This window comes from Mycobacterium sp. SMC-15 (assembly GCF_045310925.1).
Lineage (GTDB): Bacteria > Actinomycetota > Actinomycetes > Mycobacteriales > Mycobacteriaceae > Mycobacterium.
Window position 1 is genome coordinate 209128 of sequence record NZ_JBJIAJ010000006.1, and the last position, 20814, is coordinate 229941.

Consider the following 20814-nt stretch of genomic DNA (forward strand, 5'->3'; position numbering starts at 1 on the left):
GTCACCCAGTTTCGGCGACCGATGCCCAGAAGGATGTGAGGGCGGCCGCGCCGCGCCCCGGGTCCTGGGTCATCCACCAGTGGCCAAGCCCGTCAAGCACTTCGGTATGGGCGCCCGCTTGCTGCGCTGCGCGTCGCCGGATCTTTTCGGACCCCACGTAGGGGTCGCCGGTGGACAACAGGGAAAGGCCCGGACGGGCCCGCGCGCGCTCGAGCCCGCCGCCGGTCTGTGCCATGGCCCCGGGGCCTTCCACCGAGCGGTACAGCAGCAGGGTTGCCCGCCCCATCTCCGGGCCCTGCGCCTGCGCCATCGACCTGGCGATGTCGGCCGGCAGGGTGGCCGACCACAGCGCCGTCCGGTCTTCCACTGTGCCGCCGAGCATGTTCTCGACCAACCGCTCGCCCTTGCCTGGGGTCCGCCAGACCTGGGCCGTCTCGGGCCAGACGTAGTCCGGGTCGAACACACCGATGATGTCGGTGGTCCAACTGCGCACGAGGTCGGGGCGATGCATCGCCAGGTTGACCACGTGGACCCCGCCCCAGTCGTGTCCGACGAGGTCGATCGGCTCGCCCGCGTCGCCGAGGGCTTCGAGCTCGCGTTCGAGCCAGTCGCGGTAGGCAACGTAGGTTGCGGAGAAGTGTTGCGGCAGTGGAGCGCCGAATCCCGGTGGCGACAACCGTACGACATCTCGACGGCCCAGGGCGTCGACCAGCGGGTCCCAGATCGCATCAGATTCCGGGTTTCCGTGCACCAGCACTACCGACATGAGCAGATCTTGGCATGCCGCTACTGACGCGGTCCGCGAGACCGGCACTAGGACGGGCCGACCATAAAGCCGACGACAGCCGGCAACAACGGGAGGAAACGTAAAGCGCTCGACTGGATACCCCAGCCGAGCGCTTTAGGTGTTCGCTACCGACCGCGTGACGTCCGCAGCGGCGATTTCGCATTAGTGGTCGTGGTCGTGGTCGTGCGGGTGACCGATTCCGCCGTCACCTCCAGCGCCACCGGTGATGCCGTCGGCGCCAGGCGTTCAGCCAGGTAGCTCGATGGCGGCGAAGTTCACCGTCGCGGTGGCCGCCAGCTGATCGTCGTCGCCGCGGTAGATGTCGACCTGGGCCACCACCGAACGCCGGCCGGTGCGCAGGATGGACGCGACGGCCCGGGCCGGCCCGACCTTGATCGGCCGCAGGTAGCGGATGAACAGATCCGTCGTGGCAATACCGTTGCCGAACTGCGTGCTACGCGCGGCGAGCTGTCCGGCCGCCACGTCGGCCATGGTGGCGATCAATCCGCCCTGCAACCCGCCGGAGGTGTTGACCACCCGCTCGTCGACCGGCATCTGCAGAGTCAGGGTGCCGTCGGCCGACGGCACCTCCTCCAGACCGAGTTGGGCGAACAACTCCCGGATCGATTGCGGCGCGGTCATGACGTCGGCTCGACCGCCTCGTCCCACGCCTGAAGCAAGGTGCACAGAATCTCTTCGGCGCGGCCCAATCCGGCCAGATGGCTCTCTCCGGGAATCGGGTAGAGCCGGGCGTCGGGAAGCAGTGCCACCGCATGTTTGCCGTGTGAGAACGGGACGATGTGGTCGGCATCGCCGTGCCACCAGTGCACCGGCACCGTGATGTCGGCGAGCCGGAAGCCCCAGGGGCGGGCGAACAGGATGGCGTCGGCGATCGGTGCGGCGAGCTGCTTGCGGGAGCCGTTGAGCAGGTCATCGAGGAACATCGCCTTGAACTCCGGGCGCGACAGCATCTCGCGGTCACCCTCGGGGGAGAGCCGCGCGTAGAGCTCCAGTGCCGGGGAGGCCACCGGGCGGATCATTCGGATCAGTCCGGCGGCCAGCACGCTGATCGGTCGCCCGGCGTGGTCGAGTACCGGCTCGGCGAGCCGGGCCAGCCGCATCAGATTGCTGTCGATGGCCTCGGGGCCCACCGCCGGGGCGACACCGCCCAGAACGCCGGCCGCCACCACCCGCTTGGGCATAGCCGCCGCGCATGCCAGCGTGTACGGGCCGCCACCGGACAGCCCGATGACCGCCATCTTGTCGATGCCGAGCGTGTCGGCGACGGTGCGCAGGTCATCGGCGAACTGCGACACCGTCTCGTACTGGAAAGGGGTCGAGGACCCGATCCCGGGTCGGTCCACCCCGATCAGACGGATGTTGGCTTCGGTGGCGTACAGCCGTGCCTCGACGGGAATCTGCCGGCGGGCACCAGGCGTGCCATGCAGCCAGAACATCGCCCGGCCCTGCGGCGCACCGAATTCGGCGAAACCCAGCTGACGGTTCTCGCCGACGGCGATGTTCCCCTCCATCTGAGGGCGGGCGATGTCATAAGCCATGCTCGGAGTCTGGCATGAGCCTGGCAGCCAGGTCACCCCCGGTCGCGGGCTCGGTGATCGGCGTCGACATTTGGGTGGGTTGCGCCCGGCCGCGCAATGTCGCCGACCCGTAGTGCACCCAGCGCGCCCGCTCGGCGTCGTCGGCGCGTTCCAGCGCGGTCGCCGAACACAACACCCGGGCCGTGACGGCCTTGGCGCCGTCGGCCAGCCGCGCGGCCTCGTTGACGGCGTCGCCGACCACGGTGTACTCGTAGCGGTTCTCGCTGCCGATGTTGCCGGCGAACACCGGCCCCGCCGAGACGCCGATGCCGAAGTCCACCAGCGGTAGCCGGCGAAGCCGGGCGATCAGGGTGCGGGCCGTGGCCAGCGCCGCCGTGGCGGCCCCGTCGGACGGGACGGGGGCGCCGAACAACGCCAGCGCCGCATCGCCCTGAAACTTGTTGATCGATCCGCGCTGTGCGTCGACGGCGTCCACCACGATGCGGAAGAAGTCGTTGAGCACCCCGGCGACCTCGTCCGGCGGGTGGGTGGCCGCCAGTTCGGTTGAGCCCACCAGGTCGATGAACAGGATCGCCGCCTCTTGTACCGAGCCGGACAGCGCGAGATCCTGCTCCACCGCCAGCCGGGCCACATCGGAGCCGACGTGGCGGCCGAACAGGTCCTGGAGTCGGTCGCGTTCGGCCAGACCGGCCACCATGCGATTGAATCCGGTTTGGAGTCGCCCGATCTCGGATTGTTCGTAGACGCCGACGGAGGTGGTCATCTCGCCGCGCTCGACCCGGGCCATCGCGTTGACGACTTCGCCGACCGGATCGGAGATCGATCGGGAAACCAGGATCATGGCGCGAACCCCGAGCAGCACCGCCACCACGCACAGCACCAGCACCGGGATCTCCACCGACGAGTCCGGGTCGATGATCCAGCCCCGCTGACGGCAGACGATCAGCGCGATGATGGCCGCCGAAGGCATGGCGCAGGTGATGAACCACATGGTCACCAGCCGGGCCAACACGCCGGGGGCGGTCGCGCGGACGTCGGTGCCTTGCCAGGCGGCGGCCACGATCGGCCGGAAGGTGCGCTGGGTGAACAACATGCTGGTGCTCAGCGATGCCGTGCCCCCGAACACGATGATCGCGCTGAGCAGCACGATCAGCCCCATGTTGTGTGAGTGGAGCGCGGCCAGGCCGATGGCCCCGCCGATCAGCCAGGTTCCGAGCACGATCACCGATTGCCGGCGCAGGATGTTGATGGCCGAGCGCCGTTGCCCGGGATCGGGCGGTGCTCCGGCGGTGTACCAGCGCACTGACGGCGCGATGCTGGCACTTCCCGCGGCGACGACGGCCAGCGTGCCCAGCGTGACCAGCACCGCGACCAGCACCAGGTTGGGCACCGACAGCAAGGTGGTGTCGGTGAGGGGGGTTTCGCCGTTGAGCGACACCACCACCGCGATCGCCTCGGCGCTGGTCAGCAGGTGGGCGAAGGCCAGTCCGGTCGCGTAGTCACGGACCCGGATGGCGGTACGCGGCCGCGCGCCTGCTTGCGAACCTGCAGTCGTCATTGCGGTCGTGCCCATCCCTGAGTGCGTTGTGCACTCAAGTTATACGGATCTGCCCGACGCGGCGCGGCATCTTTCGTGTACAAATTGCCGTCAAATGTCTAGACGGCGTACGAACAAGGATGTAATGTCCAGACGCGACGGTGGTTGAACTCACAAGGAGGGCGTGGATGAGCACTCAGACCGCGGAGGTATGGCGGGACAAGAAGCGATACCTCTGGCTGATGGGCCTGATCGCCCCGACGGTGATGTTCACCATGCTGCCGTTCGTCTGGGCGATGAACCGGTTCGGTTGGCACCTGGCCGCACAGTTGCCGTTCTGGATCGGTCCGATTCTGGTCTACGTGCTGCTGCCGGCGCTGGATCTGCGGTTCGGCGCCGACGGGCAGAACCCGCCCGACGAGGTGATGGCGCAGCTGGAGAACGACCGGTACTACCGCTACTGCACCTACGCCTACATTCCGTGCCAGTACGCCAGCCTGGTGCTGGGCGCTTATTTGTTCACCGCCACCGATCTGAGCTGGCTGGGAGTCGAGGGGTCTCTCAGCTGGTTCGCCAAGATCGGGCTGACGCTGTCGGTGGGCACTTTGGGCGGGGTCGGCATCAACACCGCGCATGAGTTGGGGCACAAGAAGGATCAGCTCGAACGCTGGCTGTCCAAGATCACCTTGGCGCAGGTCTGCTACGGCCACTTCTACATCGAGCACAACCGGGGCCACCACGTGCGGGTGGCCACCCCAGAAGACCCGGCGTCGGGCCGGTTCGGCGAGACCTTCTGGGAGTTCCTGCCGCGCACCGTCTTCGGTGGGCTGCGCTCGGCCTGGCAGCTGGAAGCCGCGCGGTTGCGCCGGCTCGATAAGGGACCCTGGCGACTGTCCAACGACGTTCTCAATGCCTGGCTGATGTCGGTGGTGCTCTGGGGGGTGTTGATCGCGGTGTTCGGCCCGGCGCTCATCCCGTTCGTGATTGTTCAGGCCGTCTACGGCTTTTCCTTACTGGAGTCGGTGAACTACATCGAGCACTACGGGCTGCTGCGCCAGACCCGTGCGAACGGCCGCTACGAACGCTGCACGGCCGAACACAGTTGGAACTCCGACCATCTGGTGACCAACCTGTTCCTCTATCACCTGCAGCGGCACAGCGACCACCACGCCAACCCCACCCGGCGCTACCAGACGTTGCGCAGCATGGCCGGGGCTCCGAACCTGCCCAGCGGATACGCGTCGCTGATCGGGCTCACCTACATCCCGCCGCTGTGGCGGCGGCTGATGGACCACCGGGTGCTGGCGCACTACGGCGGGGACATCACCCGGGTCAACATCGATCCGCGCCGGCGCGCCAAGATCCTGGCCCGCTATCGCGCGACAGATGCGGCGGCGGCGTGATGGCGGCGCGGCCGGGGCCGAATTCGAGTTGGTAGAGGTTGCTCGGGCATGACACCCGCTAATCTCGCGGTGGTGAAACGCATCCCCTACGCCGAGGCATCCCGGGCGCTGTTGCGCGACTCGGTGCTGGATGCGATGCGGGAACTGCTGACTCGCCGAGACTGGTCCTCGATCACGCTGGCCGCGGTCGCCGAGGCGGCGGGGGTCAGCAGGCAGACCATCTACAACGAGTTCGGCTCGCGTCAGGGCTTGGCGCAGGGCTATGCCGTCAGGCTGGCCGACCGCCTGGTCGATGCCGTCGAAAGCGCCATGTCCGACAACGTCGGCGACATCCACGCCGCGTTCCTCGAGGGGTTCCGGTCCTTCTTCTCCGATTCGGCCGCCGACCCGCTGGTGATCTCGCTGCTGACCGGTGCCGCCAAGCCCGACCTGCTGCAGATCATCACCACCGACAGCGGCCCGATCATCACCCGCAGCTCAGCGCGGCTCACGTCGTCGTTCATGCACAGCTGGGTCAAGGTCAGCGAAGACGACGCCGGAATCCTGGCCCGGGCCGTCGTGCGGCTGGCCATGAGCTATGTCTCCATGCCGCCGGAAGCCGACCACGATGTGGCCGCCGACCTGGCCCGACTGTTCACCCCGGCGGCACAGACCTACGGTGTCGTCGACACCGAATGACCCGACCGAGCAGACTTGGGCTTGCGCCGGTAGCTTGTAGCGGAGCCAATTCACCGAACCTAACGGGGGCGTACTGATGAGTTTGACCGCGGACAGCCGCAACGGAATCGACTACAAGGTCGCTGACCTGTCGCTGGCCGAGTTCGGCCGCAAGGAGATCCGGCTGGCCGAGCACGAGATGCCCGGTCTGATGGCATTGCGTCACGAGTACCACGGGGTCAACCCGCTCAAGGGCGCCCGCATCACCGGTTCGCTGCACATGACCATCCAGACCGCGGTGCTCATCGAGACCCTGGTCGACCTCGGCGCCGAGGTCCGCTGGGCCTCCTGCAACATCTTCTCCACCCAGGACCACGCTGCCGCGGCGGTCGTCGTCGGGCCGCACGGCACCGTCGAGGAGCCCAAGGGCACCCCGGTCTTCGCCTGGAAGGGCGAGTCGCTGGAGGAGTACTGGTGGTGCGCTGAGCAGGCCCTGACCTGGGACGGCGAGCCGACCAACATGATCCTCGACGACGGCGGCGACGCCACCATGATGGTGCTGCGCGGCGCCCAGTACGAGAAGGCCGGCGTGGTTCCGCCCGCCGAGGACGGCGACTCTCACGAGTGGAAGGTCTTCCTGGGCACGCTGCGCGACCGCTTCGAGATTGACAAGACCAAGTGGACTACCATCGCCGAGTCGGTCAAGGGTGTCACCGAGGAGACCACCACCGGCGTGCTGCGCCTGTACCAGCTGGCCGCCGCGGGTGAGCTGGTGTTCCCGGCGATCAACGTCAACGACTCGGTCACCAAGTCCAAGTTCGACAACAAGTACGGCTGCCGGCACTCCCTGATCGACGGCATCAACCGTGGCACCGACGCACTGATCGGCGGCAAGAAGGCGCTGGTGTGCGGCTACGGCGACGTCGGCAAGGGTAGCGCGGAGTCCCTCAAGGGCCAGGGTGCGCGGGTGACCGTCACCGAGATCGACCCGATCAACGCCCTGCAGGCACTGATGGAGGGCTACGACGTGCAGACCGTCGAGCAGGCCATCGGCGATGCCGACATCGTCATCACCACGACAGGCAACAAGGACATCATCACCCTCGAGCACATGAAGGCGATGAAGAACCAGGCCATTCTGGGCAACATCGGCCACTTCGACAACGAGATCGACATGGCCGCGTTGGAGTCCTCCGGCGCGGTGCGCGACAACGTCAAGCCGCAGGTCGACGTGTGGACCTTCCCCGACACGGGCAAGTCCATCATCGTGCTGTCCGAGGGCCGGCTGCTCAACCTGGGCAACGCCACCGGGCACCCGTCGTTCGTGATGAGCAACAGCTTCTCCAACCAGGTGATCGCTCAGATCGAGCTGTGGACCAAGGGCGACGAGTACGACAACGAGGTCTACCGGCTGCCCAAGCACCTGGATGAGAAGGTGGCCCGCATCCACGTCGAGGCTCTGGGCGGCACGCTGACCAAGCTGACCAAGGACCAGGCCGAGTACATCGGCGTCGACGTCGAAGGCCCGTACAAGCCGGACCACTACCGATACTGATCTCTTTCGCGGACAGTCACAAAAGCCCCCATTCCGGCCTGGAAATGGGGGCTTTTGTGTTCGCTCGGATAGGCTTCCCGCCGTGCTGATCGCGATCGAAGGCGTTGACGGCGCCGGCAAGAACACCCTGGCCCAGGGGTTGCGCACGGCGTTCGAGGGGGCCGGGCGGTCGGTGGCCACGTTGGCGTTTCCGCGCTACGGCGTCTCGGTGACCGCCGATGTGGCCGCCGAGGCGCTGCGCGGCAGTCACGGCGACCTGGCGGATTCGGTGTACGCGATGGCGATGTTGTTCGCGCTGGATCGTGCCGGGGCCAAGGACCAGATCGACGTGCTGCTCGGCGGCCACGACGTGGTGATCCTCGACCGGTACGTCGCCTCCAGTGCCGCCTACAGCGCCGCCCGGCTGCATCAGGACGCCGCCGGCGAGGTGGTGGACTGGGTGCGTCGGCTGGAATTCGAGCGGCTCGCGCTTCCCGCCCCGGACTGGCAGGTGCTGCTGGATGTGCCCACCGAACTCGCCGCGCAGCGGGCCCGGCACCGCGAGGACCACGACGCCGCACGCGCCCGGGACAGCTACGAGCGCGACGACGGTCTGCAGCGCCGCACCGGCGAGGTGTACCGCGGCTTGGCCCACGCCGGATTTGCTGGACGCTGGCAGGTAGTCGGCCCGACGGTCGACGCGGCCGCTCTGGCGGCCGATCTGACTGCCGAAATGCGCGGGTAACTCTGCGAAACGCGCGTGTGATAGCCGGGTTTTATCACGATCTGGTGACACCATGTACGCCATGAGGCAAAGGATTCTTGTCGTCGACGACGACGCGTCGCTGGCCGAGATGCTCACCATCGTGTTGCGTGGGGAGGGTTTCGACACCGCGGTCGTCGGTGACGGCACCCAGGCGCTCACCGCGGTGCACGAGCTGCGGCCCGACCTGGTGCTGCTGGACCTGATGCTGCCCGGCATGAACGGCATCGACGTCTGTCGGGTGCTGCGCAAGGACTCCGGTGTGCCGATCGTGATGCTCACCGCCAAGACCGACACCGTCGATGTGGTGCTCGGGCTGGAGTCGGGCGCCGACGACTACATCATGAAGCCGTTCAAGCCCAAGGAGCTGGTGGCCCGGGTGCGGGCCCGGCTCCGCCGCAACGACGACGAGCCGGCCGAGATGCTCTCGATCGCCGACATCGACATCGACGTGCCGGCGCACAAGGTGAGCCGGGGCGGTGAGCAGATCTCGCTGACTCCGCTGGAGTTCGACTTGCTGGTGGCGCTGGCACGCAAACCGCGGCAGGTGTTTACTCGTGAGGTGCTTCTCGAACAGGTCTGGGGATACCGCCATCCGGCCGACACCCGACTGGTGAACGTGCACGTCCAGCGCTTGCGGGCCAAGGTGGAGCAAGACCCGGAGAACCCGACTGTGGTGCTGACCGTCCGAGGAGTGGGTTACAAGGCCGGACCTCCGTGATCCCCACCGGGGAGCGGCGCAAGTGATCTTCAGCTCCAAACGGCGCCCCCGGCGGTCGGGTCCACTGCTGCTCGGCGTGAACACCCTGCGCCGCGCGGTGCAGATCGCCTGGCGACGGTCGCTGCAGCTACGGGTCGTGGTGCTGACGCTGGGGCTGTCGGCAGTGGTCATTCTGGCGTTGGGCTTCGTGCTGACCAGCCAGATCACCGACCGGGTCCTCGACGTCAAGGTTCGGGCGGCCACCGAGCAGATCGCGCGCGCCCGCGTCACGGCCGGCGGCATCGTCGGCGGTGAAGAGGCCCGCTCACTGACGTCGAGCCTGCAACTGGCCCGCAACACGCTGATGTCCAAGACCGACCCGGCGGCCGGCAGCGGAACCGCCGGCGCGTTCGACGCGGTGCTGGTGGTGCTCGGCGAGGGGCCGCGCGCGGCGACCACCGCCGGGCCGGTCGACCAAGTGCCCGCCACCCTGCGCGAATTCGTCAAGGCCGGCCAGGTCAGCTACCAGTACGCGACCGTGCACGTCGAGGGCTTTTCCGGGCCGGCACTGGTGATCGGTACGCCGACGACCTCGCGAATCACCAACCTGGAGCTTTACCTGATCTATCCGCTGGGCACCGAACGCAACACCATCAGCATGGTGCGCGGCACGATCGCCACCGGCGGCCTGGTGCTGTTGGTGCTGCTGGCCGGTATCGCTTTGCTGGTGTCGCGGCAGGTGGTGCTGCCGGTGCGGTCGGCTTCGCGGATCGCCGAGCGGTTCGCCGAGGGGCATCTGTCCGAACGGATGCCGGTGCGCGGTGAGGATGACATGGCGCGCCTCGCGGTGTCGTTCAACGACATGGCCGAGAGCCTCTCGCGTGAGATCACCCAGCTCGAGGAGTTCGGCAACCTGCAGCGCCGGTTCACCTCCGACGTCAGCCACGAACTGCGTACCCCGTTGACCACCGTGCGGATGGCCGCCGACCTGATTCACGACCACAGTGAAGACCTCGAGCCCTCGCTGCGGCGCTCCACCGAACTGCTGGTCAGTGAACTGGACCGGTTCGAGTCCCTGCTCAACGACCTGCTGGAGATCTCCCGCCACGACGCCGGTGTGGCCGAGTTGTCCGTGGAGTCGGTGGACCTGCGCTCGACGGTCAACAGTGCGCTGGAGAACGTGGGGCACCTGGCCGCCGACGCCGACGTCCAACTCAAGGTCGACATGCCCGGCGATCCGGTGATCGCCGAAGTCGATCCGCGCCGGGTGGAACGCATCCTGCGCAACCTGATCGCCAACGCCATCGACCACGCCGAGCACAAGCCGGTGGTGATCCGGATGGCTGCCGATGACGACACGTTGGCCGTCACGGTGCGCGACCACGGAGTGGGGTTGCGACCGGGCGAGGAGAAGCTGGTGTTCAGCCGGTTCTGGCGCGCCGATCCGTCGCGGGTCCGGCGCTCCGGCGGGACCGGGCTGGGCCTGGCGATCAGCGTGGAGGACGCCCGGCTGCACCAGGGCCGGCTGGAGGCCTGGGGTGAGCCGGGCAAGGGCGCCTGCTTCCGGCTCACCCTGCCGCTGGTGCGCGGACACAAGGTCACCACCAGCCCGCTGCCGATGAAGCCGGTGAGCGCCGCCGAGCGGCGGGAGCGTCGTCAGCGGGCCCGCGAGCACGCCGAGAGGATCGGATGATGCGGCGCAACAGGATCGCGACGTGCATACTTGCCGCGGCAGCGGTGGTCGGCGCGCTGGCGGGGTGCGCCGGAGTGCCCAGCAACTCGGCGCCGCAGGCAATCGGCACCGTGGAGGCGCCGCCGCCGTCGGTGCTGCCCAAACCGACCCCGGGCATGGATCCCGATGTGCTGCTGCGGGAATTCCTCAAGGCGACCGCCGATCCGGCCAACCGGCATCGGGCGGCGCGGCAGTTCCTCACCCAGGAGGCCTCCGACTCCTGGGACGACGCCGGTAGCGCGCTGCTGATCGACAACGTGGTGTTCGTCGAGACACGCAGCGCCGGCCGGGTCGCGGTCACCATGCGCGCCGACATGCTGGGCTCGCTGTCGGACATGGGGGTGTTCGAGACCGCCGAGGGCGCCCTGCCGGCTCCGGAGCCGATCGAACTGCTCAAGACCTCCGACGGCTGGCGTATCGACCGGCTGCCCAACGGGGTGTTCCTGGATTGGCAGCAGTTCCAGGCCACCTACAAGCGCAACACGCTCTACTTCGTCGATCCGACCGGCAAGACGGTGGTGCCCGATCCCCGCTACGTGGCGGTGTCCGATCCCGACCAGTTGGCGACCGAACTGGTGTCCAAGCTGATCGCCGGCCCCCGCCCGGAGATGGCCGGGGTGCGCAACCTGTTGGCACCGCCGCTGCGGCTGCGTGGGCCGGTGACCCGTGCCGACGGTGGCAAGAGCGGGGTGGGTCGCGGCTACGGCGGCGCGAAGATCGATCTGGACAGCTTGTCGACAACCGATCCGAACACCAGGCAATTGCTTGCCGCGCAACTCATTTGGACTCTGGCCCGAGCCGACATCAAGGGCCCCTACGTGATCGACGCCGACGGTGCCGCGCTCGATGACCGGTTCCCCGACGGGTGGACGACCTCGGACGTGGCCACCACCGATCCGGGTGCCTCCGACGGTGCCGGCGCCGGGATACACGCACTGGTGGGTGGATCGCTGTTGGTGCTGGATGGGCAGCAGGCCAACCGGGTGCCGGGGGCGTTCGGCCGGGAGCCCGATCAGGAGTCGTGCGCGCTATCGCGCAATGGGCGCCAAGTGGCTTCGGTGGTGGTGCACCCCGGTGACCCCGAGGCCACCTTGTGGATCGGCGACCTCGGGGGCGAGGCGGTGCAGGCGGCCGAGGGGCACACCCTGTCGCGCCCGAGCTGGTCGCTGGACGAGGCCGTGTGGGTGGTGGTCGACGGCAACAACGTGCTGCGGGCCATCCAAGAAGTCGCGACGGGCCGCCCGGCCCGGATCCCGGTGGATTCCGGGGCGGTCTCCGCGCGGTTCCCCGGACCGATCAGCGAGCTGCAACTGTCCCGCGACGGCACCCGGGCGGCCATGGTGATCGGCGGACAGGTGATCCTGGCCGGCGTCGAGCAGATGCCGGGCGGCCAGTTCGTGCTGCACTATCCCCGAAGGTTGGGCTTCGGGCTCGGCTCCTCGGTGGTGTCGCTGAGCTGGCGCACCGGTGACGACATCGTGGTGAGCCGCTCGGACCCCAAACACCCGGTGTCCTACGTCAACATCGACGGGGTGAATTCCGACGCGCCCAACGGCAACCTGCAGTTGCCGGTGTCGACGATCGTCGCCGACCCGTCCACGGTCTATGTGGCCGATCCGCGCGGGGTGCTCGCGCTGTCGTCTGCAGCGGCGGAAGAAGAGCAGAGTTGGTCGCCGCTTGGGCCGTTCATGGTGAGCGGCGCACTGCCCGTACTGCCGGGCTGACCGCCGGCACCGCCGCTCGGCCCGCGCCCACCAGTGGCCGGCGCGCGCCCCACTCTCATGGTCCGCCCACCTCGGGAATGTAGGCAGGGCCAGAAGTCCCGAGTCCGCCGCGCAGGTGCGGGTCTTCGTGCCCTGGTCGCGCCGGTGGGACGCGGAGGATCGTGAAGGGTGCAGGTCCTTTGGGCTCAGCGGGAATTGGGCTCGGGATCGCGAGGGAAGAAAGGGGCCGGACCGTGGATGAACAGCCTGCGGGTCACCCGGACGCCGCGGCGGTTCCGGAGACCATTCGAACCGCGTTGATGCTGGCAGCCCGAGCGCCGTCGGTGCACAACTCCCAACCCTGGCGCTGGCGGGTGGACCAGGCGCCGTCGGCGCCCCGGCTGGACCTGTACGTCGAGCCCGATCTGCAGCTGCGCAACGTCGACCCCGACGGCCGGGGCATGATCTTGAGCTGCGGCGCGGCATTGCACCACTGCGTGGTCGCGTTCGCCGCGTTGGGCCAGCAGGTCAAGGTCCATCGGTTGCCCGACCCGGCACACCCTGACCTGCTGGCCTCGATCGAGCTGGGACCGCGTGGCGCGCAACCCGATCTCTCGCAGGTCGACGTCGCGCTGGCGGCGGCGATCCCGCGGCGTCGCACCGACCGTCGTTACTTCAGCGGCTGGCCGGTGGCCGCCGCCGACATCGCGTTGATGGGCGCGCGAGCGGCCCGGGCGGGAGTGATGTTGCGCCGGGTCGACGCCCTGGACCGGCTGAACGCGGTGGTGGCCCGCGCGGTGTTCGAGCACCGCACCGACTACGAGTACCTCGTCGAGCTGGCGACCTGGAGCGGGCGCTACGGGTCGGTGGCCGGAGTTCCGGCGCACAGCGTGCCGGCCTCAGATGCTGGGGCCCCGATTCCCGGTCGGTTCTTCGCCGGGCCGGTGCTGGCCCAGCCGCCCGGTGCCGTCCCGACCGAGGACCGCGCGGTGATGCTGGCGCTGGGCACCGAGACCGACGACCGGCTGGCACAGCTGCGCGCCGGGGAGGCCACCAGCGTGGTGCTGCTGACCGCGACGGCATTGGGGTTGGCCAGCTGCCCGGTCACCGAGCCGCTGGAGATCGCCGAAACCCGCGCCGCGGTGCGCCGCGACGTCTTCGGGACCAGCGGCTATCCGCAGATGCTGCTGCGGGTGGGCTGGGCTCCGATCAATGCCGATCCGCTGCCGGCGACCCCGCGGCGCTTCCTCAACGACACGGTCCAGTGGCTGGTCGCCGACACCGGCGAGGCCGCAGCGCTAGACGCTGAAGGGCTGGCGCTCTACGCGTGATGCGCACCGTGGTGGTTAGGACACCAGGGGAGCGGACCAGCGCAGCACGGTCCCGCCGCCGGGAGCCGGTGTGACGCTGAAGGTTCCGCCGGCCTGCTCCGCGCGCTGACGCAGGTTGGCCAGGCCGCTGCGGTTGATCACCTCGGGCATCCCGCGGCCGTTGTCGGTCACCTCGATGCTCAGGTCGTCTTCGACCTTGATCTGCACGGTCAACGCGGTGGCCCCCGAATGCCGGACCGTATTGCTGACCGCCTCGGAGACCACCGCCTCGGCGTGATCGGCCAGGCCCGGCTCCACCACCGACAGCGGGCCGACGAACTGCACGGTGGTGTGCAGTCCCGATCCGGAGAATTGGGCCACCGCGTTGTCCAGTCGCTGACGCAACGGTGTCGCCGCGGAGGCGACACCGTGCAGGTCGAAGATCGTGGTGCGGATCTCGCCGATGATCGCCTGGAGGTCGTCGACCGCGTCGGAGAGCCGGTGCTGCACCGCGGCGTCCCGGCTGCGCGGAATGGTGCCCTGCAAGGACAGACCGACGGCGAACAGCCGTTGGATCACATGGTCGTGCAGGTCGCGAGCGATCCTGTCCCGGTCGGTGACCACGTCGAGTTCGTGCATGCGGCGCTGCGTGGTGGCCAGCTGCCAGGCCAATGCGGCCTGATCGGCAAACGCAGCCATCATGTCGAGTTGCTCGGTGTTGAACGGGGGAGTGGTGCTGTGCCGCATCACCACGACCACTCCGGCTACCGCGTCGGCGGCGCGCAGCGGAAGTATCAGGGCGGGCCCGGCCGCACGCACACCGCTCAACGTCAGCCGGTCGACTCGGTGCGGCTCCCGCTTCGAGAAGGCCTCGCCGACCGGGGAACCGGTCACCGGGAGGGTTCCCCCGGACAGGCAAGCCATTGTCGGCCCGATGGTTTCGACCACCAGAAGCTCGCTGACCTCGGCTTCGGCGACGCCCTCGTCCAGCGGGATGGCCACCAGCGCCGACTCGGCACCGGTGAGCTTGCTGGCCTCCTCGGCGATCAACCGGAACACCGTGGAGGGGTCGGTTCCCGACAGCAGTTCGGTCGCGATGCCGTGGGTGGATTCGATCCACGATTGCCGCGCCTTGGCCTGCGCGTACAACCGGGCGTTGGCAATCGCGATCCCAGCGGCGGCGGCCAGCGCCTGAACCAGCACCTCGTCGTCTTCGCTGAACGGCTGTCCGTTGGCCTTCTCGGTGAGGTAGAGATTGCCCACGACCTCGCCGCCCACGCCCACCGGCACGCCGAGGAACGTCCGCATCAATGGATGGTGGGGCGGGAAACCTATGGAGGCTGGATGTTTGGAGAGGTCGTCCAGTCGCAGGGTTTGGGGTTCGTCGATCAGCAGACCGACCACCCCCACCTGCTGGGGCAGCCGGCCGATCTTGACGAACGTGTCGTCGTCGATGCCCTCGTAGACGAACTGCTGCATTCGGCGGTGGCGGTCGTGCACCTCCAGCGCACCGTATTTGGCATCGACCAGATTGGTGGCGGTCTGCACGATGGTGCGCAGTGTTTCGTCGAGCTCCAAGCCCGAGGTAACAGCCAGCATCGCCGCCAGCAGTCCGTCGAGGCGGTCGCGCCCTTCCACGATCTGCTGGACCCGGTCTTGCACGCCGACCAGAAGTTCGCGCAGCTGCAAATGAGAAAGTTTGTCGCGCAGGGGGTTCGGGCCGTCTTCGGGTACGTCGTCAGTCATTCCGCGCGCGCTCGAGTTTAGTGGCGAAGACCGCGGCCTGGGTGCGACGCTCCATGCCCAGCTTCGCCAGCAACCGCGACACGTAGTTCTTGACGGTCTTCTCCGCCAGGAACATCCGGTCGGCGATCTGCTTGTTGGTCAGGCCCTCGGCCAGCAGGCTCAACAGCGTCCGCTCCTGTTCGGACAGGCCCGACAGCGGATCGGGTTTGGCGGCGGCACCGCGCAGCTTGGCCATCAGGGCGGCCGCAGCCCGGTTGTCGAGCAGCGATCGGCCGGCGCCGACCTCCTTGACCGCGCGCGCCAGCTCCATGCCCTTGATGTCCTTGACGATGTAGCCGCTGGCCCCGGCCAGGATCGCGTCGAGCATCGCCTCGTCAGAGGTGAAGGACGTCAGGATCAGGCACCGCAGCTCGGGCATCCGCGACAGCAGGTCACGGCAGAGTTCGATGCCGTTGCCGTCCGGCAGCCGGACATCGAGCACCGCAACATCGGGGCACAGCGCGGGTATGCGGGCGAGGGCTTCGGCCACCGAACCGGCCTCACCGACCACGTCCAGTTCGGGGTCGGCGCCCAGCAGGTCGATCAGGCCGCGCCGTACCACTTCGTGATCGTCCACCAGAAAGACCCTGACCACATCGCGTCCTCTCACCCGAAGCCGTCGTCGCGGCGCGCACGCAGGCACTGCCCACGGTAGCGGCGACATCGGCGGATTCACAGGGCACAAAGCCCCGATCCGCGCACGGGTCGCTCATCGGGGGTGAACTACGCTTCATGCCACTCGGTCCGGACGTAGGAGAACGAAGTGGACGCCTCTGCCCTCAACGCGTTGTTCGACCTGACCGGACGCACCGCCATCGTGACCGGCGGCACTCGTGGCATCGGATTGTCGGTCGCGCATGGACTGGCCGCAGCCGGCGCCAAGGTGGTGGTGGCCAGCCGCAAACCCGACGCCTGCGAGCAGGCCGCGGAGCAACTGCGCCAGGCCGGCGCGCAGGCCCTCGGTGTGCCCACCCACCTCGGTGACGTCGATGCGATCCAGGCGCTGGTCGACGCCACGGTCGAGCGGTTCGGCGGGGTGGACATCGTCATCAACAACGCTGCAAACGCGCTCGCGCTGCCGTTGGGCGAGATCACCCCGGAGGCGTTGACCAAGTCGTTCGCGGTCAACCTGCAAGGACCGGTCTTCCTGGTTCAGGCGGCGCTGCCGCATCTTCGCAAGAGCGAGCACGCCGCAATCGTGAACGTGGTGTCGGCCGGCGCCTTCGTCTATTCGCCGGCGACATCGATGTACTCGGCAGCCAAGGCCGCCATGGTTTCCTTCACTCGGTCCATGGCCGCCGAGCTCGCATCCTCGCGGATCCGGGTCAACGCCATCGCCCCCGGGCCGGTCGATACGGACATGGTGCGCAACAACCCGCCGGAGTTCATCGCGGCGCTGCGGGGCGCCACCCTGCAGCAGCGCATTGCCGAACCCGACGAAATGGTCGGTCCGGTACTGCTTCTGGTCTCCGATGCGGGCAGCTACATCACCGGCCAGACCATCCACGCCGACGGTGGGATGGTGGCGCGGTAGAGCTTCGGCTACGTGTTGCGCTTGGCGGCGCGCAATGCCTCGGCCGCGCCGCCCAAAAACGGGGTGATGATGTCCACCGGTAGCGGGAACACCACGGTGGAGTTCTGGTCGGCCCCGAGTTCCAAAAGGGTTTGCAGGTAACGCAGTTGCAGTGATGCCGGATTCTGCGAAAGCCGCTCGGCGGCCTGGCTGAGTTCCTCGGAAGCCTGTAGCTCGCCGCGGGCGTTGATCACCTTCGCCCGGCGCTCGCGTTCGGCCTCGGCCTCGCGGGCCATCGCCCGTTGCATCGACTCGGGGATCTCCACGTCCTTGATCTCGACCACCCGCACCTGCACGCCCCACGGCTCGGTCTGCTTGTCGATGATCGTGCGCAGGTCGGCGTTGAGGTCGTCGCGGTGTGCCAGCAACGTGTCCAGATCGGCTCGGCCCAACAACGAACGCAGCGTGGTCTGGGCGATCTGCGAGGTGGCCACGGCGTAGTTCTCCACCTCCATGATCGCCTTGAGCGGGTCGGTGACCTGGAACATCACCACGGCGTTCACTCGGGCCGGAACGTTGTCGCGGGTGATCACCTCCTGCGGGGGGATGGTCAGGGTCACCACCCGCTGGTCGACCCGAATCATTTTGTCCACCAAGGGGAACAGCACCTTCAGTCCCGGCTGGTAGAGCGGGCGGGCGTGGCCCATCCGAAACACCACGCCGCGTTCGTACTCGCGCACCACATTCAGCGCGAAATATGCCAGCACGGCCAGTGCCACGACGGCCAATACCAGCGCGGTGATCAGTCCCTCACTCACTTGAGCTGCTGCCTCCTGCTCGACGCGTCGTCGGAAAAGCTGCCCCACCGGGTGGAGTACCGGTCGATCGCGGCCTCGACCTTCAACGCCTGATCTTCGGCGACCGATCGGTGCGGCCGGTCGTCGGGTGCGTTACTCGGGGTGTTCCACAGGTGACGCAGCAGGGGAAAACTGCCGGCTGCCACCACGGCGATCGTCGCGGTCAACACCAGTACATCGGCGGCCGAGTGGTTCACGAAAAGCGTCGCCGCCGGCAGGATGATCCCGAAGCCTGCTACCGCACAGGCGATGCCGCGGTGAAACCGACCGGTTTCCGAGTGCGGCCACGGGTCCACCGCCCGGCTGATCTCTCTGCCGTGGGGCGAGGTGGTGCAGGTCTGCTTGACCGGGCAGGCGTTGCAGATCGACGGCGTGGCCCGGTAGCGCATCACGCGGTTGTCCGGGTCGAACGAGGTGGGCCAGAGCCACTGATCCTGCGGGCACTTCCACGCGTCATGGTCGTCGTGGTAGACGAACTTGCCGGTGCGCCACTGCGCGGCGCGTTCGGAGGTCCGCTGGGCCATCCGGTCGAAGCCCCAGGCGAAAGCCAGCAACAGCAGTGCGTAGCCGGCAACCAGCCACACCCACGTCGCCGGACCGGTCATGCTCAGCCCTTGCCTGCAGCCACGGAGTCTGCCGGGACCTCGACGTAGAGCGGGTTCTCGGGCAACTCGTCGACCGTCTCACCGGAGCGGAAGTTGCGCAGCGCAATCCAGGCGATCCACACGAAGGGCACCACGCCGGCAAGAATCAGGATCGCATCACCGGGCAGGCGCATCCATTCCAGCAGTGCGTTGCCGGGCTGGGTGATGTAGCCCAGCGAGCGCGCCTCGAAGTAGCCGGCGTTGACCGAGTGGAACAACTGCAGCACGCCCAGCGGCAGCAGGGTGACGAACACCATCCACGCGAGTCCGATGTTCATGCCCCAGAACGAGATCCGGGCCAGCTTGTTCGGCCACTTGTCGGCCGGGATCACGTAGCGGAAGGCGAACATCGCCAGCGCCACCGCGAGCATGCCGTAGACCCCGAACATCGCGGCGTGCGCGTGGTTGGCGGTCAGTGCGGTGCCGATTTCGTAGTAGGACACCACCGGCAGGTTGATCAGGAATCCGAAGATGCCTGCGCCCAGGAAGTTCCAGAACCCGACCGCGACCAGGAACATCACCGCCCAGCGGGCCGGGAAGTTGTTCTGCTCACCGGCTTCCTGACGAGCACCCAGCTGCAGGAAGGCCCAGGCCTCCACGGTCAGGAAGGTCAGCGGGATGACTTCGGCGGCGGAGAAGAACGCGCCCAAGGCCATGTGCTCCACCGGTGTGCCGGAGAAGTACAGGTGGTGCATGGTGCCGATCACGCCGCCGGCGGAGTACAAGATGATGTCGAGGAAGATGACCAGCAGCGCGACGCGTTCGCGCACCACTCCGAGCTGAACGAAGATGTAGGCCACCATCGCGGTGGTGAACAGCTCCAGGAAGTCCTCCACCCACAGGTGCACCATCCAGAACCGCCAGAAGTCGGCGACCGAGAAGTGCGTCTCACTGCCGGCCAGCAGGCTGGCCGCGTAGAACGTTGGGATGGCCAGCCCGGTGAAGAAGAACATCCAGGGCAGGTTCATCTTCGAGGTGGTGGCCAGCTTCGCGCGCATGCCACGCCAGATGATGACGATCCACAAGAACAGGCCGACGATCAGCAGCACCTGGAACAGTCGCGGCAGGTCCAGGAACTCCCACTGCTGGGAGAACACGGTGCCGGGCTTGATCACCCCGAAGATCGACAGCGCCTCGAAGATCAGCGAACCGAACACCACCACGGCCAGCGCGCCGAGCAGTCCGTACACCAGGACCGACTGCTTGCCGGGTTCGCGGCGAGTGATGAAGGGCACCAGGAAGATTCCGCCGGCTAGGAACGCCGCCGCAGTCCAGAACAGTGACAGTTGCAGGTGCCAGGTTCGGGCCAGGTTGTAGGGGAGGATCTTCGCGAGGTCGATCCCGTAGAACTCCGACAGATCCGCTCGATAGTGCTCGACTGCGCCGCCGAGCAGGACTTGGGCCAGGAACAGCACGGCGACAACGGCGAAGATCCAGATCGCGGCGCGCTGCGAGCGGGTCAGCGGCACCTCGCCGGGCTGGCGGAAGTGCAGCTTGGTCATCTCGGTGCCGTGCCAGCCGATGTTCTGGCTCCAGCGACCGTAGACGGTGAACATGATGCCGATGCCGCCCAACAGCATGATCAGCGACAGCACCGACCAGACCACCACCGATCCGGTGGGCCCGTTGTCGACGCGGGGCTCTGAGGGCCAGTTGTTGGTGTAGCTGTAGTTGTGGCCGGGCCGATCGGCGGCCGCCGCCCACGCGGTCCAGGCGAAGAACGAGGTCAGATCGCGGATCTCGCCGGGGTCGGTGATCATGTGCGGCAGCAGGCCGTACTTGGTGGAGGCTTCGCCGAAGTAGGCGGCGTAGTGCTCCTCGATGTCGTTGAACGCCTGGACCTGTTTGTCGGTGAACACCAGTGTCTTGGTGTCGGCGTTGTAGCGGTTGGTCCGGAATTCGGTGACCACCTCGTCGTGCGGGTTCGTCACGCCTTGGGCCTTGAACTGATCGGTGACGTCTTCGGTGGCCAGCCGCAGGTATTCGGCGGTGTAGTCCGGGCCCAGGTAGGCGCCGTGTCCCAGCACCGAGCCGTACTGCATGAGGCCGCGGGCCTGGTAGAGCTGTTGGCCGCGGGTGATGTCGGCACCGGAGAACAGCTCCTGGCCGGATTCGGTAACGACCTTGTCCGGCATCGGCATTGACGCCGTGTACGTGCGGTAGGCCAGGATGCCCATCACCAGGAAACCGAAGATCATGACCAGGGCCACGCCCTGGGCCCAGCCCTTGCCGACCAGCGCTTCGGCGCGGCCGGATTCGGTGGTGGGCGCGCCCACCTGTGTCGCATCGGTGCTCATGGACGGACGCTAACAGTATCGAGGATGAAAATT

Annotated in this window: 18 protein-coding genes; 9 read left to right on the forward strand and 9 right to left on the reverse strand. The window is 67.8% G+C overall.

Translation table 11 applies throughout. The features are described 5' to 3' along the window. Position 1: 1 nt before the first annotated feature. The 4 genes from ACJH71_RS11435 to ACJH71_RS11450 all read right to left on the reverse strand — a co-directional run bounded on the left by ACJH71_RS11435 (position 2) and on the right by ACJH71_RS11450 (position 3904). Positions 2 to 766 carry an alpha/beta fold hydrolase gene (locus ACJH71_RS11435; RefSeq protein WP_406758124.1) on the reverse strand — a complete coding sequence of 255 codons (765 nt, stop codon included), beginning with the start codon at positions 764 to 766 and terminating at the stop codon, positions 2 to 4. Between the two features lie 267 nt (positions 767 to 1033). Continuing rightward, on the reverse strand, positions 1034 to 1429 hold the full coding sequence (locus tag ACJH71_RS11440) for a PaaI family thioesterase (protein ID WP_406758125.1): 396 nt from the start codon (positions 1427 to 1429) through the stop codon (positions 1034 to 1036). Further along, the gene (locus tag ACJH71_RS11445) at positions 1426 to 2346 is read right to left on the reverse strand and encodes an alpha/beta fold hydrolase (protein WP_406758126.1); all 921 of its coding nucleotides are present in this window, start codon (positions 2344 to 2346) and stop codon (positions 1426 to 1428) included. The genes ACJH71_RS11440 and ACJH71_RS11445 overlap by 4 nt, the downstream gene beginning before the upstream one ends. Further along, a complete protein-coding gene (locus ACJH71_RS11450; RefSeq protein WP_406758127.1) occupies positions 2336 to 3904 on the reverse strand; it encodes an adenylate/guanylate cyclase domain-containing protein in 1569 nt (522 codons plus the stop codon). Before ACJH71_RS11450 ends, ACJH71_RS11445 begins: the two co-directional genes overlap by 11 nt. 167 nt (positions 3905 to 4071) lie before the next feature. Here ACJH71_RS11450 and ACJH71_RS11455 point away from each other — a divergent pair, with 167 nt between their 5' ends. The 8 genes from ACJH71_RS11455 (at position 4072) to ACJH71_RS11490 (ending at position 13706) form a co-directional block, all read left to right on the forward strand. Next, positions 4072 to 5286: an alkane 1-monooxygenase gene (locus ACJH71_RS11455; protein ID WP_406758128.1), complete on the forward strand. Its 1215-nt coding sequence runs from the start codon at positions 4072 to 4074 to the stop codon at positions 5284 to 5286. A gap of 48 nt (positions 5287 to 5334) precedes the next feature. Further along, on the forward strand, positions 5335 to 5964 hold the full coding sequence (locus ACJH71_RS11460) for a TetR/AcrR family transcriptional regulator (protein WP_406758129.1): 630 nt from the start codon (positions 5335 to 5337) through the stop codon (positions 5962 to 5964). Positions 5965 to 6040: 76 nt separating this feature from the next. Then, entirely contained in the window at positions 6041 to 7498 is a 1458-nt protein-coding gene (gene ahcY / locus ACJH71_RS11465; protein ID WP_406758130.1) for an adenosylhomocysteinase, read from the forward strand. An 82-nt stretch (positions 7499 to 7580) separates the two neighbouring features. Beyond that, positions 7581 to 8222 carry a dTMP kinase gene (locus ACJH71_RS11470; protein WP_406758131.1) on the forward strand — a complete coding sequence of 214 codons (642 nt, stop codon included), beginning with the start codon at positions 7581 to 7583 and terminating at the stop codon, positions 8220 to 8222. A gap of 52 nt (positions 8223 to 8274) precedes the next feature. Next, positions 8275 to 8961 carry a two-component system response regulator MtrA gene (gene mtrA / locus ACJH71_RS11475; RefSeq protein WP_013829915.1) on the forward strand — a complete coding sequence of 229 codons (687 nt, stop codon included), beginning with the start codon at positions 8275 to 8277 and terminating at the stop codon, positions 8959 to 8961. A gap of 22 nt (positions 8962 to 8983) precedes the next feature. After that, a complete protein-coding gene (gene mtrB / locus ACJH71_RS11480) occupies positions 8984 to 10633 on the forward strand; it encodes an MtrAB system histidine kinase MtrB (protein WP_406758132.1) in 1650 nt (549 codons plus the stop codon). Continuing rightward, on the forward strand, positions 10630 to 12396 hold the full coding sequence (gene lpqB, locus ACJH71_RS11485; protein WP_406758133.1) for an MtrAB system accessory lipoprotein LpqB: 1767 nt from the start codon (positions 10630 to 10632) through the stop codon (positions 12394 to 12396). Before mtrB ends, lpqB begins: the two co-directional genes overlap by 4 nt. Positions 12397 to 12695: 299 nt before the next feature. Then, entirely contained in the window at positions 12696 to 13706 is a 1011-nt protein-coding gene (locus ACJH71_RS11490; RefSeq protein WP_406758203.1) for an Acg family FMN-binding oxidoreductase, read from the forward strand. Between the two features lie 15 nt (positions 13707 to 13721). Here the strand turns inward: ACJH71_RS11490 and ACJH71_RS11495 are convergent, their stop codons facing one another. Together ACJH71_RS11495 and dosR are read right to left on the reverse strand one after the other, a co-directional pair. Continuing rightward, a complete protein-coding gene (locus ACJH71_RS11495; RefSeq protein ID WP_406758134.1) occupies positions 13722 to 15431 on the reverse strand; it encodes a GAF domain-containing sensor histidine kinase in 1710 nt (569 codons plus the stop codon). Next, positions 15424 to 16065 carry a hypoxia response regulator transcription factor DosR/DevR gene (dosR, locus tag ACJH71_RS11500; RefSeq protein ID WP_406758135.1) on the reverse strand — a complete coding sequence of 214 codons (642 nt, stop codon included), beginning with the start codon at positions 16063 to 16065 and terminating at the stop codon, positions 15424 to 15426. Before dosR ends, ACJH71_RS11495 begins: the two co-directional genes overlap by 8 nt. Before the next feature lie 168 nt (positions 16066 to 16233). Here dosR and ACJH71_RS11505 point away from each other — a divergent pair, with 168 nt between their 5' ends. Further along, complete coding sequence (locus ACJH71_RS11505) at positions 16234 to 17004, forward strand: SDR family NAD(P)-dependent oxidoreductase (protein WP_406758136.1); 771 nt, start codon at positions 16234 to 16236, stop codon at positions 17002 to 17004. An 8-nt stretch (positions 17005 to 17012) separates the two neighbouring features. Here the strand turns inward: ACJH71_RS11505 and ACJH71_RS11510 are convergent, their stop codons facing one another. Genes ACJH71_RS11510 through ACJH71_RS11520 form a run of 3 tightly spaced genes read right to left on the reverse strand, consistent with a single transcriptional unit; the run spans position 17013 to position 20781 of the window. Further along, positions 17013 to 17801, reverse strand: a complete 789-nt coding sequence (locus ACJH71_RS11510) for a slipin family protein (protein ID WP_406758137.1) — start codon at positions 17799 to 17801, stop codon at positions 17013 to 17015. Continuing rightward, positions 17798 to 18445, reverse strand: a complete 648-nt coding sequence (locus tag ACJH71_RS11515) for a hypothetical protein (RefSeq protein WP_406758138.1) — start codon at positions 18443 to 18445, stop codon at positions 17798 to 17800. Before ACJH71_RS11515 ends, ACJH71_RS11510 begins: the two co-directional genes overlap by 4 nt. Positions 18446 to 18447: 2 nt before the next feature. Then, positions 18448 to 20781, reverse strand: coding sequence for a nitric-oxide reductase large subunit (locus ACJH71_RS11520; RefSeq protein ID WP_406758139.1), 2334 nt, complete (start codon positions 20779 to 20781; stop codon positions 18448 to 18450). Positions 20782 to 20814: the final 33 nt, after the last annotated feature.